Below are 16877 nucleotides of genomic sequence, written 5' to 3' on the forward strand. Positions count from 1 at the left end.
TGTGCAAATGGATTTTATAATTTTACTCAAGGCTTTATTGTTGGGGATAGTGGAAGGCTTAACTGAGTTTCTGCCGGTTTCCAGTACAGGGCATTTGATTGTTGTTGGTGATTTAATTAACTTTTACAATGAAGGTAAAGTTTTTGAAGTTGCCATCCAGCTTGGTGCCATTTTGGCCATAGTTTTTGAATATCGCCAGCGTTTTATCAATGTTGCCACTGGTATTACGCACGACAAAAAAGCACAAAATTTTGTTCTGAATTTATTTATCGCTTTTCTGCCAGCCGCTGTAGTCGGCTTGTTGTTTATTAAATACATCAAACTCTATCTGTTTAACCCTATTACGGTCGCCACTATGCTAGTGCTGGGCGGCTTAGTGATTTTGTATGCGGAGCGCAGAACTCATCAGGTGAAAATTCATGATGTCGACCACATCGGCTGGAAAGATGCGTTAAAAGTGGGTTGTGCTCAGATTATCTCGATGATCCCAGGTACTTCACGTTCTGGCGCCACTATCATCGGTGGCCTGTTTTTCGGTTTTGATCGTAAAGTTGCAGCTGAATTTTCGTTCTTCCTGGCTGTGCCTACTATGTTTGCGGCCACCTTTTACGATATTTACAAACACCGCGATGTACTGAATTTTGATCAAATGCCAATGTTTGTCGTAGGTTTTGTTGCTGCTTTTATCAGCGCTCTGATAGCGGTCAGGACTTTTGTCCGTTTTGTCTCTAACCACAGTTATGAGATTTTTGCCTGGTATCGGATAGCTTTTGGAGCCTTTATTCTGGCTAGCTGGCAGTTCGGTTGGGTTAGTTGGTCTTAATACTTGCTTGCAGCTCTGTCCATGCCGGATAGAGCTGCAGCGATTCCACTATATGTCTTTCATCTTCATCCAACTCATAATCTTTATGCTGTGCTGCTTTGTGAGCAAGCCAATGCACTACACCCGGTAATGAGCTGCAATCTGATAGTTCCTCAGGCAAAATAACGGCCTGAACCAGTGTTTGTTCAAAGCCCCACAAGGTCAGTAAATAAGCGGAAATCATTGAAAAGTGACAGGAGTCTTCATCAGCCATAGAAGGTTGTTGCAGATGTTCTGCCATCCAGCCCAGACAATCAAAGAGGGATACTAAAAAAGCATAGTCTTGTATCTCAGTGCCAAGATTTGCCTCTTTGCATAGATAGCGCGCAAGGCAAGCCTGATGAAAAGCTTGTTCAGTTATTCGTTGGTATGGCGTTGTACTGATATGGCTTTGGTAAGCCACACCGCTTTTGAGTGCCAACACCACAGATTTAACCATATCAAGCCCAAGCCTGTTGATGGCCTCAGTCAAAGAAAGAGTGGGGCGGGAAAAACCGAGAAAAGCGGAATTGGCTAACTGCAGCAGCCTACTGCTAACGACAGGATCGTGACTGACGAGTTCCGCCAGATCTCTGAGCTGGAATTCGTCTTTGTGCAGCATGGCTTCTATTTTTTTGTATAAAGGTGGTAACACAGGCAAAACAGAAAGACGCCCCAGGTAAGCACGCTCAGCTGCAGAGAAGTTCAGCACACGCAATCGCTCTGCACAGGAAAAGACCTGCTGTAGTTGCTCGTCCGTAAAAGGCTTAGCTAAAAAAAAATGGATAAGGGCTGTGTCCTGTACCAATAAATCCGCAGAGTTGTCTGCTGTCAGTATGCACCGCAACGCGATAGGGCTAAGTTGTTGTACTTGCTGAAGTACTTGTTCACCTTGAATGCCCGGCATCAATCTGTCTGTGAAGACTACATCAGGCATGAGGCCTTTTGATAAAAGTTCTGTTAGCTGATAGGGATCCTGTAAGGTTTCGACAGCCCAGTTCGGTAAAATACGACTCAGTGTACGTCTCAGCGCCCTTAACAGCAATTCGTCATCATCAATCAGCAGCACCACAAAGTCTTTATCAGGCATCTTTTTACTCTCCTGCAAAGGGCTGTTGTTTTAGCATAGCCACAAAGTCTTTTTTTGTCAGAGGTTTACTGTAGTAATAACCCTGAATAAGGTCACAATCCATTAGTTTGAGCAGTTGCTGTTGTTCTTGCGTTTCTATACCTTCGGCAGTAACCACCAGGTTCAGATCATGGGCCATACGGATAATATTCCTGACCATACCTTGGCTTTGCAAGTCGCTGCTCAGTTCAGTGATCAGAGAGCGGTCTAATTTCACTTCATCTATCGGCAGTTTAGTCAGGTATGCAAGCGACGAGTAGCCAGTACCAAAATCATCCATCGAAATACGGACACCTATCTGATGCAACTGCGACAAGACAGTATAACTTAACTGCAAATCTTCCATCAGATAAGTTTCGGTGACCTCCAGCTCAATTTGCTCCGGTTTAATCTGATAACGGCTCAGTAGTTGTTGCAGTTCTGCACCGAAACCTGGCTCTTGTAACTGTCTGCCTGAGACATTGATACTAAGCCGTTCCAATTCCAGACCCTGGTGGTAAAAGTCTGCTAAGGTACTCAGGGATTGCTCTATTACCCAAAGTCCGATACGGATGATTTGTCCATCGCGTTCAGCAATAGGGATAAATAGTGCAGGAGAGATACTGCCCATCTTTGGATGATTCCAGCGCAGTAACACTTCTGCCTGGCGGATTTTTCCATCGGTCAGACTGATTTTGGGTTGAAAATTAAGGCTAAAACCGTTGTTGTCTATATTGCTGTACAGCGCATTACTAATTTCAAATTGCTGTTTTTTGCTGTCCAGGATCGCCTGTTCAAAGCGCATATAAAAATGATGTTGATTATTTCTGTTAGTCCGGCAGGCTAAGTTGGCATATTTCAGCAGTTTTTCAGGCGTTATGGTATCAATGGGCGCTATGGCATAACCCAGATTAAAGTTCAGCTGCACTAACCTGTCGTCATGCATCAAGGGGTTATCAAAAACAGACAAAGACTCACTGATTTGTAGCTGTATCGCCATTTCGTCTGCGCAGTGGCTGTAAATCAGCGCAAATTTATCGCCTGACAAATACACCAGATGCTGGCCGGGCTCGAGCTGCTGCTGTAACAGATTGGCGACCTTGTTGATCAATAAATCCGTCTTGTAATAACCCAGAGCATCGTTGATCAGGCTGAAATTATCTATGTCCAGCACAGCTGCTGCGGTCAAACCTCGTTGCTCTGCAATGTAGCGGTCCAGCAATTGACAGGCTTGCTGGTGGTTCAACAAGTTACTTAGGTTGGATAAATCAGAACTAAATTGTGGCAGAGGTTCTAAACGTTCCAGCTTCAATAACAGCTGGTTTGGCATGGATGATCTGTGGCTTAACTCTATTTCATGATGCTGGTGATCCAGACAGAGCAAAGTCGTTTGCTGGTGTATCAAAAACTGAGCCAATTGTTCAGTAGGGAGCTCGAGCAAGAAATTGACTAGGGGTTGCTGATAGAGACTATTCCCATCCAGTTGCCAAAGTTTTGTCAAGGCTGCGTTGACGCGAAGAATCTGACCTTGTGGATCCACTTCTAGCAAGGCATCCTGACTACTAATCAATAACTGTGTATGCAGATCAGGCTGAGCGCGCCTCTTGTATTCCAGCTCCGCCAGTTGGATTTCGGCCAGCAACAGATGGTCTGTCCATGGTTTTTGTAAAAACTTGTAAGCAATACCGGAGTTCAGACTTTCTACCACGGCATCAAAATCGGCATAGGCACTTAAAATCAGCCCTACTACCTGAGGCGAATGCTTCTTCACAGCTTTGAGTAGCTCATTACCGCACATTAAAGGCATGCGAAAGTCGGATAAAATGATCTGCACAGTATTGTCAGCCAACAAAGCCAGAGCCTGAGCACCGCTGCTGGCGGTGATGACCTGATAACCAGCTCTGCTGATTAAGCGCTCCAGGCTGCGCAAGACTGCAGCTTCATCATCAACGATCAATATTTTGCTTTGCATCTGTTGCCCCCGCAGCTTTTAAGTGATGAGCTGCTGAATTGCTTCAACTAAGTTGGTATTGTCAAAAGGTTTACTCAGGGTGGCGTCCGCGCCGATGGTGATAGCTTTATCCAGATCACTTTGCGCTAAGCCTGAGATCACCAGAATTTTTGTTTTAGTTAACTCCGGATCTTCACGAATATATTTCAGTACTTCGAAACCATCCATGCCTGGCATCTGCAAATCTAAAGTCATTACTGCGGGTTTGTATTGCACCAGCAGTAATCCAGCTTGAAATCCATCTGCAGCTAACATGACGTCAAATCCGCTTTGTTGCAATACCCTGAATATAGCTTTCCTGTAAGAGGCTTCGTCATCCACCACTAAGATTCGGGTAGCTGCCGTTAAGGAGGCAGGGATTGGAATTTTTTGCTGATTTAAAAAGCAAATAAAGTCTTCCAGTACTACTCTGTAGTTACCTCGGCCTGGCAGCTTAAAACCTTTTAGTTGTCCTGAAGCAATCCAGCGGCTGACTGTTCGCTGGTGCACGTCACAATACAAGGCTATCTCACCCGGTGTCAGAGTTTTCATCTGTTTAATTCGACCTTATTCTTGCACTCTGACCAAACCTAGCATAAGTTTAAGACAAATGCGACAAAGAAGACAAATGAGATATTTATTTCAACGGGGAATTCATTATGACGACGTCAGAACTCTCAGTTAGCCTTCAGACTAATACCGAACCCAAAGCTTCTATACTTTGTGTCGACGATGAAATCAGTATATTAAAATCACTACAACGTTTACTGATGGCGTCAGGTTTTGATGTGGTTACCGCAACAGGCGGGGAGCAGGGGCTATTGCTGCTTGAGAAACAAGAGTTTGCCGTCATTATCAGCGATATGCGAATGCCTGGTATGACAGGCGCTGAATTTCTCCACCTTGTCGCTGAGCGTTGTCCGGATAGCCAACGTCTGGTGCTGACAGGTTATGCCGATATAGATTCAACCATAATGGCAATCAATCAGGGCCAAATCCAGCGCTATATCCAAAAACCCTGGCGCAATGAAGAGTTGATAGTTCAGGTTCGAGAGTCGGCGGAGAAATATGGCTTAGTCAAACAAAACAAAGAGTTGCAGCGCAGGCTAAGTACTCAGAACCATAAACTGAAAGAGTTAAATCTTCAGTTGGAGCAACATGTACAGAAACGTACCGCGCAACTAAGGCAAGTGTTAAAACAGATGGAGCAAGACCATCAGTCTGTGCTGGATTTGTTGTTTAACTTCATCAGTGTCAATCCACATTTGAACGGCCACTTTGCGCAGCACATTGCCAGGACCTGCCATTTGTTGTGTTCGCATTTACAACTGGATCCAAAAGAACAAAAACAAATTGTGATGGCAGGGCTTTTATCTCAGCTAGGTTTGCTTGGTATGGATACTGAGCTTTACAGCAAACCATTTCGTAATCTGGATGGTAATGAACGCCAGCAGTTTTATACTCATCCGGCTATGGCCCAATTAATGTTATTACCAGCAAGCCATTTGGCCCTGATGTCAGACGTTATTTACCACCAATATGAACGCTACAACGGCTCGGGCGTGCCAGATCATTTAGTTGGTACTGATATACCGCTAGGGTCACGTATTCTTGCCCTTGCTCGTGATTTCTGGCTGATGATTGATAAACAGGAAGGACAACAGGACAGTGCTTTTGCCAATGCAATACAGCAATTAAAAATGCAACAAGGTAGCTTTTACGATCCTGTACTGCTGAATATCCTGGCATCCTTGCCTGTTGAGAAGCTGGCCGGTGCAGAAATTATTGCATCCTCGCATGTTCAGGTCTCTACCGACGAACTCAAAGTTGGTATGGTATTGGAGAGGCCTTTGTATAACGAAAGCAGGATTTTATTACTGCCTCAAGGTCACGTTTTCACGGGGGCCAGTATCGCTAAATTGTGTCAGATTGAAGCTAAACGTGAGAAAAAATGGACACTTTTGGTGTCTGCGGCTAAAGCTACAGCAGAGTAAAGTTCATGTTTGAAATCAAAACGGCGCAAAGTAACGCCAGCTCAGCGGAAGCCCTATGGCTGGATTTACAGCAGCAATTAGCCGGACAAGACTATCAGTTTGGCTTTGTGATGGGGCACCATAGTCGTATTCCCTTGCTTGCTGATTTACCTATGTGTAATTACGCTGCACATTGGATAGGTGGTAGCTCTTGTTTTGGAGTGATTACAGAGCACGGCGTGTTTTTAAAACAGGACAGTGTTGCTGTATTGATGATCCGTGATGAAGATGGTCATTACGGCAGCGCCAGTGCTGTCATAGAGCATCAGGATATAGCCAAAGCGACACAACAAGCCCTGACTCAGGCGTTGCAAAAAGCCGGGCGACCTTATCAGGTCCCTGAGTTAGTCTGGTGTATGCAGCCACCAGGTACTGAAGAGGCGGTACTGGGGCAAATCGAGAAGTTGCTTGGAAAAAAAGTGCCTGTGTACGGCGGTAGCAGTGCGGACGACGATGTGTCTGGACTTTGGGTGCAATACGATGGTCAAGCTATTTATCAGCAGGCCGTGGTCATTGCAGTGTTGTATCCTTCAGTCGCTATCAGTCATTTTTTCCACTCTGGTTATATTCCAACTCAACACAAAGGTATTGTCACTAAGGCACAGGGGCGCTTGTTGCATGAGATTGACAACAAACCTGCGGTAGATGTTTACAGCAGTTGGTTAAACAAAAAAATCACTGCTAACTATATGCAGGAGACCACTCTGACTCCTCTTGGCTCCGTTATTGAGCAAGACCAGCTGGATTTACCTTTGTATATGCTAAGTTTACCTATAGATTTTCATTCGGATGGCACCATAGAACTTTTTGCAGAAGTCGAGGAAGGCAAAGAACTATGTTTGATGAGCAGTGAAACGCCTCGGTTATTGAGCAGGACAGGGACTATGTGTGATTGTGCGCGGTCCGTCTTACCGCAGCAGAAGGTCAGTGGCGGTATCATTATTTTTTGCGGTGCATGTTTACTCAGTATCAAAGAGCAGATGGGGTTAGTCTATGAAAATGTCTGTACTTCGCTGGATGGTGCTCCGTTTCTGATCGCATTTACTTTTGGTGAGCAAGGTTATGCTGTGGATCAGACCAACAGGCATGGTAATTTGATGTACGCTACTGTGTTATTCGGAGAGGACGATGCCGACTGTTGAAAAGCTTAGGGAAAAAGTACTGGAGCTGACCTTTGAGCGCGACAATGCTTTACTGCATGTCAGACTGAATCAATTGCTGCAAAAAGGTCTGGATGCTATTTTAAGCTCTGATACTCTGGAAGATACCTTCAGTAAGTTTTTTGGTGTGATGGCAGAGGGAATACAGTTTGACAGCGCTGTGTTATTGAGACTTGAACCTGCTCATTTCACTTTGTTGGCTAGACAAAACTCGCCTGACTGGCCCGAACAAGCGGATATTGGTAGTGACACTTTACTTGCAGCCTTATACGGCCGCCATTCCGTTGCAGTATTTAATTTGCTGGCGCTGCCGGTTTGGGGTGAGCAAATCAGTCATTGGTGGCCAGCTATTCATTCGGCTTTGTTACAGCGGATCCAGACCAGGGATCAGCAATTTTTATTGATACTGGGCTCACATTCTGTGGCTGCATTTGGTCCATCTGAGGAGAAAATCGCCAGCCAGTTTATTAGCTTTGTTGCCAGTACTATTGCCAGTGTTGAAAACAAAAAGCTTTACATGGCATCTGTGTCACTGAAAGAGAAGCAACAACGTATAGAACAAAGTTTGCTGCAATCCGAAAAAATGGCATCTCTGGGGCAATTGGCCGCCGGTGTAGCACATGAGCTAAATAACCCGATAGGTTTTTTGCTTAGTAATATCAATATGTTTCAGACCTATTTATCTATTTTTAAAGCCTTGCTGGGTAACCATCAACTGCTTGATGACCAGAATCAGAGTGAAGAGGTCAAGCAACAGGCCAGGCGAGAACTGCAAGAGCTCTATCAAAAGGAAGATGTCGCATTTTTGCTTGAGGACAGCGATACGCTGATTGCTGATTCATTGGAAGGGGCGATACGGGTAAGAGATATAGTGCAAAGTCTGAGGCGTTTTTCTCACCCTGATACCGATCAAATTGAGCTGGTGGATTTAAATGAAAGTGTCGAATCGACCATCAAAATTATTGGTGGGGAATTTAAACATGCGTTACGTCTTAATAAACAACTTTCCTCAGGTCCTTTGCTAGTCATGGGGAAATCAAATCAGATAAGCCAGGTTCTTCTGAACATTATGATAAATGCCAGACAGGCTATTCATCATGATCATGGTGAGCTACGCATTAGCTCTGGGGTGCGGGAGAGCGAAGCTTGGGTTGCGATTGAGGACAATGGCTGCGGTATCGAGCCTGTGCATATTAACAGACTATTTGAGCCCTTTTTTACGACAAAAGATGTAGGTAAAGGCACTGGTCTTGGCCTATCGCTTTGCCACAGCATTATGGTGCAGCACAGTGGTCATATTGAAGTGCAGAGTGAAGTAGGCAACTACAGTCGCTTTACTTTATATTTTCCATTGGCTGGTCCTGCTGATCATCGGTATTAAACTCTGGTATTTTATGTAAGGGTAAAGTGATCACAAACTCAGCGCCCTGGCCAGGGGGGGAGCTGACACTAATGTTGCCCTTGTGCTTCTGAATAATACTATAAGACAACGAAAGGCCAAGTCCTGTGCCTGTGCCAACTGCTTTGGTGGTAAAAAAGGGTTCAAATATTTTTTTCAGATGCTGCGGTGCTATACCTGTGCCTGAGTCTCTGACGCTTACCTTTGCTGCATCATTTTCAGTGAAAATCCGAATATAAATGTCACCCGGTTGCGCCATGGCCTGGGCTGCGTTGAGTAACAAGTTCATAAACACCTGATTAATTTGCATCGACTGGCAATACACTAAAGGCATGTCTGGCTGATAATCTTTATGCACTGTGGCTTTGTATTTCAATTCATTGTTGATAATACGCAGGGTGCTTTCCATACCATCGATCAGACTGGTTTCTTTCCATTCTGAGCTGTCGACATGCGAAAACTCTCTCAGGCTTTTGACTATGGACATGACTCTGGCTGAGCCTTCGAGAGATTCAGCTATTAAATCTGGCATATCCTGCAGTAAAAAGTTTAGGTTGTGTTGAGTCTGGTAGTTCTGATAACTGGTTTTTAGTTCCGCTGATGCACTTTGTTGTAGCAGTTTACCTGCAAAGTCCAATGCAGCCACTAAGGTCTGACTATAGTGCTGCAAGGTCTCCAGATTCGATGAAATAAAGCCTATAGGGTTATTTATTTCATGCGCGACTCCTGCTGCAAGTTGACCTATGGCCGCCATTTTTTCGGCTTGTAGTAGTTGATTGTGTGCTTCTTCCAGCCTGTCTATTAACTTGGCCTGAGCTGCATGTTCTAGTTCCAACTGTTGTAGGGCTGTTTTTAAAGCCATTGAATAGGAGGCGGCTGCTGTTGCATCCGTTACGGCCAAAAATATGTGCTGAACTTCTCCATCGTCAGAAAAGATCGGCACTATCTGCATATTTTGATACATCAGGCCTTCATCACCTGTCACTGGCCTTGAGCTTTTTAGCTGAAAAATATGTGGATGCTGTTCCCAGTAGGTAAAACTAATATTCTTTAACAGCAGAACAGAATCTAATTTACGTTTCAAAAATTTTGCTTTGAGCGGAAACAAGTCCAGCAGATTTTTGCCAACAAGTTCTGCCGCCGGCATCTTGAGTCTATCCGCAAAAAAATCATTCCATATCACGATATGGTAATCTGGTGTGAGTAGGCAGGCTCCTACGGGGAGTTGCTGGATCAAACGTAATGCGAGTTGCTCATCAGACATATAATACCCCGTCTGCGACTTATTGAAGTAACAAATCCAATTGAGTTGTTAAAGGACCAACTGAATCCTGTTGCAGGCAAAATAGCACTCTGGATTGAAAGTCCGTGTTAGTTAAAACAAAACTCACTTCAATCAGTAACGCCTGCTGCCAGTGTAACTGTCCTGCAGACCAGGTGTGCAAAGTGAGCAAAGTGGGGGCTGCCAGATGAGTTTTAAAACCAAGCTGCGTTGTGAGCCCTTGTAAGCAAGCTCCTGCAAGTATATTGGTTAATTCCAGAACAAGCTCCTGAATATCTTGCTCTCCCAAAGGTGAGTCATAGTGCATAAGTTCTCCCAAGGCGTCGCAACCTGAATCACTGATCAGAGAGATCATTTCACCGTTTAATTCCCCCCAGAAAGACTGTTGGGCCAGATGTTGTTGTGCAGTCAACAAGGTGACAAAATCTTCAGAATTCGTTTGGGTAATATGAGGGATTGAAAGTTGGACATGAGTTTCAATTAACCTTGCCAGCGAATCCGCAGCTTGCCCCATGGATATGTTGACTATTTCTTGCAAAGCATCACGCTGAATCTCTGATAAGAAGTCTGTGCTCATATCAATCCAAGCTCTTTGAGAGTGGCAGCAAGTAGTTGTCCGTCCAGAGGTTTTTTCAGAAAACGAAAAGCGCCCAAAGCACTTACCATTGCCTGAGCTTCTGGCTGAATGTCTGCACTAATCACAATCACAACGGCTTTTTCGTGGTGCTCTTTAATATGTGATAAGACTTGATAGCCATCCATTTCGGGCATTTGTAAGTCAAGAAAAAGCACTTCAGCTAAACCTGACTCTACGGCAACTATTGCTTCTTTGCCATTTTTGGCCTCGTGAACAACTACATCCCAACCCGGTGGCAGGGCTCTTTGAATCGTTTTTCGGGATAACGCGGAATCGTCCGCGATAGTGATGGGGATTGGCATATAAAACTCCTCGGCCTTTTTTATTTAGCGTAGTCCGAAAAGTGAAAATTTGAAAATATTGATAGTAGTATTTTGAATAAAATAAAAGTAGTAAGCTGATATCATAGTTAAAAAGCAAAACCACCTGCTTTGGAAGGCGGTTTCGCTTTTTATATTCCGTTAAACTTCCGTCTAACGGCCGAGATACTTATCCAGAGTTTTATACAAGCCCTGCCACATGGTCTGGTTTTTCTGCTTCAGTTTGGCAGCGTTCTCGGCCAGTCTAGGTTTAATTTCTGCTTTTTCAGAGAGCAACTGGCTGATTTTTTGTGTCAGACTGACAGCAGAAAGTTTTTCCAGACAGTAATCTGCCATACCAAAATCAGACATCATGGCGTGGTACTTATGACTCCAGCTGGTGGCGATACAAGGCACACCCTGACTCAGTGCATTAATAGCTCCGTGGAAACGTGAGCTGATAGCGACAGAACTTTGGCCGATAAAAGCTTTCACGGCTAATGGATCTTCAATCTGAATAATCTCACAAGGCGCTAAGCGAGCAATTTCCTGACACAGCAGCTGATCTTCTTTGCCTTCATGATTGACCAGTACTACGGCGTAACCTAATTCCACCAACTGATTGGCCGCAGCAGCAAAAGCTTCGACATAGTTAGTGCGCTCCGCTTCAGCGTTAGCGTGGTTAAACTTGGATACTACTTTGCTATTAGGAATAAGAGCAGCAAATTTGCCTTCAATTTCAGGCAGAGCTGCAGTGCTGTGGCCTTTCAAACCTACGGTAAAATCAGGAGTTAACTTCACAGTATCCGGCAGATTGGCTTCACAGCTTTGTAAATGGCTGAACGATACCGGATCGCGCACATAAATCAGTGCAGCGCTGTGAATAATGTCGCGCATGGCTGCTTTACTTTCTTCGCTGCTAAAAGGACCAAAAGCCTGAGGCATAAAGACGAAAGGCTTGCCCGCTTCTTTAAAACGTTTGACTTCCCGGGCCGTATTTTGCAGAAACTTCAAAGGCCACTGATCGCCATAGGCAAAACCGCTGGCTTCTAAAATCACGTCCACATCACGCTCTGTGACCATGCCGTAGCGTTTCATCAGATTACGGACTGAGCCTGGTAACTTGCCAAACCATGGAGTTAAATCCAGCGCTTTACGGCGGAAGGATACTTTTTGCCATGCGCCTAATAAAGCACGTTCACGGTAGGGCAGGTTAGGGCCTGGCGATAACACCAACTCTGTGTTATTTAAGGTTTTTAAGCCTTGCAAACAGGCCAATAGCATCAGGTAGGCGCCTTTATTGCGGAACTGCACCCCTTTGATTTCAACTAATAAGGCTTTGGATTCAGACATAAGTTAATAACTCCGTAGCGGTTTTCTTCTCGGAGTGAGGGATCAAGGCCTGTGGATCAGGATAACCCACAGCAATCAGCATCACGACTCGTTCGAAAGGTTGTAATTTCAGTAAGCGGCCAATTTTGGCTTCGTAGTTTTCTATATCAGGCCAGTTGATAGAACAAGAGGCCAGTCCCATAGTTTCCAGCGCCAACATCAATTGCATATTGGCGAGGCTGGCGTCGATATAAATCACATGGCGATCGCGCTCAAAAGGATAAGCGCTTAAATCACCAACCACAGCAAGCAGAGCAGGAATGCCATTGGCGTAACCTACAGTACCCATAGGCAGGTTAGCTAACTTATTCAGCATTTCACCTTCTGTGGCGGCAATGTAGCGAAATGGCTGACGGTTACAGGCACTGGGTGCCTGAGCAGCTGCGGCAACCGCTTGTTCTAAAACAGCTTTAGGCACACTTTGTGGCAAAAAGGTACGGACTGAACAGCGCTGCTGGCACAAGATTAAAAACTGTTCGTAGCTGATATCAGCGCGAGGTCTTTGTTCGTAGGGTGCTGGTGCTGAAGGGCGGCTTTGTGCTAAACGTGGGGTGATCTGGGCTTTTAAGGCGGCAAAAGTAACAGGTTGGCTGGCACCATCTGGCCATTGTGTCACAGAGAAGTAGCTATCCATTACATCGTGACAATATTTCAGCAGCACTAAATCTAAGGCCTGGTGATCGGCCAGCAGGTTTTGTAATGCAGTTAAAGTTTCGTCAATATAGTCCAGCGCAAACAACGACTTGCGTGGCACCATGCTTAAACCTTTTTCCAGCCGGTGAATATTACGGCGTAAAATTACGGTCGCAATACTGCTGCTTTCTTCGTGCAGGTGATAATGATGCCGGCCCGCTGCTGTGGCATGTTGCTCACGGCGAAAATGCGGGTTAAAAAATGCGTAATACAGCGTTGCTGCCAGACGGCTTTTGGCTGCGTAAGGTAACAAGACCTTGTCGAGCTTTTGCCTGATTTGTTGGAGTTGTTTTTTCATACCGTCTCTTTCTCTACCACCATACCGGAGGCTTTAACCTTCATCAGTTGCCATAACTGACGACGGGTTCTGCCGGAAAAAAATAAAAAGAAAAATGAAGCGTAGGCATAAGAAATAAGCGTTGCCCAGGCTGCACCATCAATACCCATAATCGGAATTAGCCACCAGTTCAACAGCACATTTAATACGGCGCCTATGCCATGACTGGCTAAAGATAAAGGCTCCTGACCTGTGATAATTAAATGTTGTCCAATCAGGTAGCGGATAAAAATAAACACACCGGCCCAGATATGAATTTGTAGTACTGAAATACCTGCCTGAAACTTGTCACCAAAAATCAGCGGTACCAGAGGTGGCGCTACGATGAATATCACCACAGCAATGCTTAATGCCATCGCTAAAAAGTAACCACAATATTTGCGTAGCAACACCAGATAGCCTGACCAACTGCTCTGATGACTTTTCAGTAATTCAGGATAATACCGCACAGCTAAGGTCGCTGGTATGACATACCAGAGTTCGGAAATACGGCTGACCGCGGCATACACGCCCGCAGCTTCTATATCAATCATACGTTCGATCATAATCAGATCAATACGCAAATACACCACAGATAAAATGCCTGAAACCCATAACCAGCTGGAACGGCGTAATAACTCTTTACCCTGTTGCCAGTTAAACCAGGCTGGTGTCAGACGACCATGCTGTTCTGTTGGGACGGCCCGACTTTTGTTATGGCCTTTATAAATCTGGTACTGCAACACACCGACGGCGGCAAACTCCAGACCTACTACCCAAAACAAAGCACCAATGCCCATGCCATACCAAAGCACCGCCAATTTGGCGATCAGACCTAAAATCCCTAATCCCAATTTGCTGTAGGCGAGGGTACGGAAATGGCCTAAGTAATTCTGGTGGTATTCAAATAAAATAAAAGCGTTAAACAGCTGGCCGACAAAAAGCACCGCAGCACCTAGCTGATAAGGTGCAAACTCTGAGGGTAAATACCAGCTAAAACCAATAAACATCAGAGCGGCAAACACAAAGCCTGCGATCAGCCGAAGCCAGGTTGCAGTAAATAAAATTTGCTGACCAGTGCGCAGGTCGGGGGCTGATTGCACTGACTTTTGCACCAGATTGTTTAAGCCTAAATTGGCTAAGGGCGCTAAAAATGCACTCCAGGTCATCACAATAGAATAATAACCTGTGGCTTCAGGACCTAGCATCCGTGCCACTATGATGGTGATTAACGCACCGGCCGCCAGTTTAACCAGACGTTCACCTAATAAAGCAACGGCTTTAGCTTTGGCGACTTTGACTAAAAACTTAACCACGTCGTTTCGCTTTGTAACGTTTTATAGCACGAGTAATGCGCCAAATATGCTGCAAAGTGTATGAATAAACACTGAACACTATCAGGAACAAAATTAACATAATTAAATCAGGCACCATCAGGTATTCCCCAACCACACCAATAGTTGCCAACGACTGGAGAAGCTGCTGATGACGACCAGTGCCTGACGGGAATTTAAACCAAGGCGCAGGAAGATATGATGCAAATGTTCACGGTCGGCTAAAAAAGGTGACTGACCCTTACGGATACGGCGTAGCATAATAGCCACCATATCCATCAGCGGCACAGCAATAACCCACAGGGCTGTGATAGGGCGAAAACTGGCGGTGTCGCTTTGAGTGCCTATGATCAGTAACCAAATCACGGTTAAACCAATCAGCATACTGCCGGCATCGCCCATAAAAATTTTGCCTTTGCCTTTCCCTACCACGTCGAGGTTAAACAGCAAATAAGGAATCAGCGCGAACACCAGCACCATTGGCAAGACCGCGTGTTCCAGTTGTCCACCCATGCCCATCATCAAGGTGACGGAGACAAAAGTAACACCACTGAGCATGCCTGCCAGACCGTCTATGCCGTCAATCATGTTAAACGCGTTAATAGCGGCAATCACAGCTATCAGTGTAACGGGGATGCCTATATAGCCCAATGTGACATCGCCCAGTGCAAACAGATTACCTAAATTGCCCAGATGCAGTTGCAAGCCATACACCATGGCAGAGCCTATCAACAGCTGCACACAAAGCCGTAATTTGACGCTTAAATCCATAAAGTCATCAAATACTCCTAAAATCACAATAGTGCCGCCGCAGAGCAGGTAGTAATAGTGAATATTATCTGGTAAACCAAACCAGGCCAGGGTCAGGCCCACACCAGTGAAGATTGAGATACCACCAATCAGCGGTACTGAACCCACGTGTTGTTTGCGACCCGCTGGCTTGTCCACTAAACCCACTTTGACCGATAAAGGGATTAAAATAAAAATAGCAGTGAGCGTAAGAACAAAGGTGGTAATAAACAGCTGCAGATGTTCTGTCATGTGATTTCCATCGGGTTTTTGGCCTGAATTAATACCAAGGGGCACAAACGAAATTGGCCTGATTATAGGTGAAGAAATCAGGGCTGACTACGGCGTGTGGGAGATAAAATTGAAAGGAATAACGACTTTGTCTGAAAATAATGCTCTAATTGATATTTATGCCACACTTGTTGTCTCTCAGTTAGGTTTTGATTGATTTTTATGCTGTGAATCAAGATGTTGGCATTTCTTATTTATCTAAGAGTCGTTATTGTTTCTGGTCTTTTATAAGGCTTGACTCTCGTTGTTGAAGCAGGATATTTGTTGTGACTAAAGCCGTATTGATTATCACCAATATGGGCCCAAAGCCCTCTGCGCCTTTTCAGGGGCAGTTTGTCAAAAATCAGATGCTGGCGCTGAAAAAGCGTCAGGCTTTATCTTATTTCTATATGAGCTGGCATAACGACAGTCTGCTCAACCGTCTGCTGAAATACCCGGTGCTGTTCTTGCAGTTTTTCTGGTCTTATATTCTCAGCTTTAAAAGCTTTGATGTGATTCACGTGCACTTTTTCTATCCGACCATTTGGCTGGCGCTGATGTATAAATACCTGCGTAAACCTTCGGTTAAGATTGTTGTCACCTGCCATGGCAGTGATATTTATCATTATCAGCCTTTTGGTGCTCTGTATCGCTGGTGTTGTGGAGCTGTAGACCAATGGATTTTTACCAGTCAGAAACTTCAAACTAAAGCCTACACCTCAAAGCCGAACGCTATCGTGCTGTCCGCAGGGATAGCTCAGATCTATGCAGATGCAATGCAATTAAGCAGGGCTGATAAAGATATTGATCTTTTGTATGTCGGGGCCCTGGATAAAAATAAAGGCATGGACAGATTAATAGCCCTGTTGCCGGATTTAACAGATAAACAAATTTGTGTGATAGGTGCAGGTCCATATCAGACGCAATTTGAACAATTAACTCAGAATTACCCGAATTTACAGCTTGAAGCGGGTCAGAGTGCTGAGCGGCTTAAAGCCTTTTATCAGCGCAGCAAATGTTTTTTAAGCTTGTCGCGCAATGAGTCTTTTGGTTTGGTGATGACCGAAGCTATGGCCTGTTATACCCCTGTGATTGCCACTTTAACTGATGGCTCGGCAGAGCAATTGGGAGCCGATTCATTCTGGGTGCTGGAGCAAACAGACGAGGCTCATTTACTGCAACAGTTCAGACAAAAAATTCAGCAGCTATTAAGTTTGTCAGACTCAGACTACACCGCATTGCAGCAGCTAGGTCGTCAGTACGCAAAAGACTGTCTGGTAGACGATGTAGCGGCAAAAATACATGGCTTGTATCAGGCGTTAGCGCCTGAGTAA

The 16877-nt window shown here is 45.0% G+C and carries 15 protein-coding genes; 5 read left to right on the forward strand and 10 right to left on the reverse strand.

Annotated elements, in window-relative coordinates; all coding sequences use genetic code 11:
• The first annotated feature begins 7 nt into the window (after positions 1-7).
• A complete protein-coding gene (locus tag WH43_RS12060) occupies positions 8-823 on the forward strand; it encodes an undecaprenyl-diphosphate phosphatase (RefSeq protein WP_053424855.1) in 816 nt (271 codons plus the stop codon).
• Here WH43_RS12060 and WH43_RS12065 read toward each other — a convergent pair.
• The 3 genes from WH43_RS12065 to WH43_RS12075 are packed head-to-tail and all read right to left on the reverse strand — an operon-like array spanning position 810 to position 4491.
• Positions 810-1931 carry an HDOD domain-containing protein gene (locus WH43_RS12065; protein ID WP_053424856.1) on the reverse strand — a complete coding sequence of 374 codons (1122 nt, stop codon included), beginning with the start codon at positions 1929-1931 and terminating at the stop codon, positions 810-812. The genes WH43_RS12060 and WH43_RS12065 overlap by 14 nt on opposite strands.
• Positions 1932-1935: 4 nt before the next feature.
• A complete protein-coding gene (locus tag WH43_RS12070; RefSeq protein ID WP_053424857.1) occupies positions 1936-3921 on the reverse strand; it encodes an EAL domain-containing response regulator in 1986 nt (661 codons plus the stop codon).
• 18 nt (positions 3922-3939) lie between these two features.
• Positions 3940-4491: a response regulator gene (locus WH43_RS12075; RefSeq protein WP_053424858.1), complete on the reverse strand. Its 552-nt coding sequence runs from the start codon at positions 4489-4491 to the stop codon at positions 3940-3942.
• A 107-nt stretch (positions 4492-4598) separates the two neighbouring features.
• Between WH43_RS12075 and nosR the strand changes: the two genes are divergently transcribed.
• From nosR to WH43_RS12090, 3 genes are read left to right on the forward strand one after another with little or no spacing between them, the layout of a single operon-like run.
• A complete protein-coding gene (gene nosR, locus WH43_RS12080) occupies positions 4599-5933 on the forward strand; it encodes a response regulator c-di-GMP phosphodiesterase, NosR family (RefSeq protein WP_053424859.1) in 1335 nt (444 codons plus the stop codon).
• Between the two features lie 5 nt (positions 5934-5938).
• Positions 5939-7114, forward strand: a complete 1176-nt coding sequence (locus WH43_RS12085) for an FIST signal transduction protein (RefSeq protein ID WP_053424860.1) — start codon at positions 5939-5941, stop codon at positions 7112-7114.
• Positions 7101-8513 (forward strand): sensor histidine kinase, encoded by a 1413-nt coding sequence (locus WH43_RS12090; RefSeq protein ID WP_053424861.1) that lies wholly within the window; start codon positions 7101-7103, stop codon positions 8511-8513. Before WH43_RS12085 ends, WH43_RS12090 begins: the two co-directional genes overlap by 14 nt.
• On the opposite strand, the gene WH43_RS12095 is transcribed toward WH43_RS12090, so the two are convergent.
• From WH43_RS12095 to wecA, 7 genes are all read right to left on the reverse strand, one after another.
• A complete protein-coding gene (locus WH43_RS12095) occupies positions 8467-9795 on the reverse strand; it encodes a sensor histidine kinase (protein ID WP_053424862.1) in 1329 nt (442 codons plus the stop codon). The genes WH43_RS12090 and WH43_RS12095 overlap by 47 nt on opposite strands.
• 19 nt (positions 9796-9814) lie before the next feature.
• Positions 9815-10390 carry a chemotaxis protein CheC gene (locus WH43_RS12100; protein ID WP_053424863.1) on the reverse strand — a complete coding sequence of 192 codons (576 nt, stop codon included), beginning with the start codon at positions 10388-10390 and terminating at the stop codon, positions 9815-9817.
• A complete protein-coding gene (locus WH43_RS12105; RefSeq protein WP_053424864.1) occupies positions 10387-10752 on the reverse strand; it encodes a response regulator in 366 nt (121 codons plus the stop codon). The genes WH43_RS12100 and WH43_RS12105 overlap by 4 nt, the downstream gene beginning before the upstream one ends.
• 171 nt (positions 10753-10923) lie before the next feature.
• Positions 10924-12102, reverse strand: coding sequence for a polysaccharide pyruvyl transferase family protein (locus tag WH43_RS12110; protein WP_053424865.1), 1179 nt, complete (start codon positions 12100-12102; stop codon positions 10924-10926).
• The gene (locus WH43_RS12115; RefSeq protein WP_053424866.1) at positions 12095-13132 is read right to left on the reverse strand and encodes a nitroreductase family protein; all 1038 of its coding nucleotides are present in this window, start codon (positions 13130-13132) and stop codon (positions 12095-12097) included. The genes WH43_RS12110 and WH43_RS12115 overlap by 8 nt, the downstream gene beginning before the upstream one ends.
• Positions 13129-14466 carry a flippase gene (locus WH43_RS12120; RefSeq protein WP_053424867.1) on the reverse strand — a complete coding sequence of 446 codons (1338 nt, stop codon included), beginning with the start codon at positions 14464-14466 and terminating at the stop codon, positions 13129-13131. Before WH43_RS12120 ends, WH43_RS12115 begins: the two co-directional genes overlap by 4 nt.
• Positions 14467-14583: 117 nt before the next feature.
• The gene (gene wecA / locus WH43_RS12125; protein WP_286049708.1) at positions 14584-15525 is read right to left on the reverse strand and encodes a UDP-N-acetylglucosamine--undecaprenyl-phosphate N-acetylglucosaminephosphotransferase; all 942 of its coding nucleotides are present in this window, start codon (positions 15523-15525) and stop codon (positions 14584-14586) included.
• A 305-nt stretch (positions 15526-15830) separates the two neighbouring features.
• Between wecA and WH43_RS12130 the strand changes: the two genes are divergently transcribed.
• The gene (locus WH43_RS12130; protein ID WP_286049709.1) at positions 15831-16877 is read left to right on the forward strand and encodes a glycosyltransferase family 4 protein; all 1047 of its coding nucleotides are present in this window, start codon (positions 15831-15833) and stop codon (positions 16875-16877) included.

This window comes from Rheinheimera sp. KL1, assembly GCF_001275035.1.
GTDB classification, from domain to species: domain Bacteria; phylum Pseudomonadota; class Gammaproteobacteria; order Enterobacterales; family Alteromonadaceae; genus Pararheinheimera; species Pararheinheimera tangshanensis.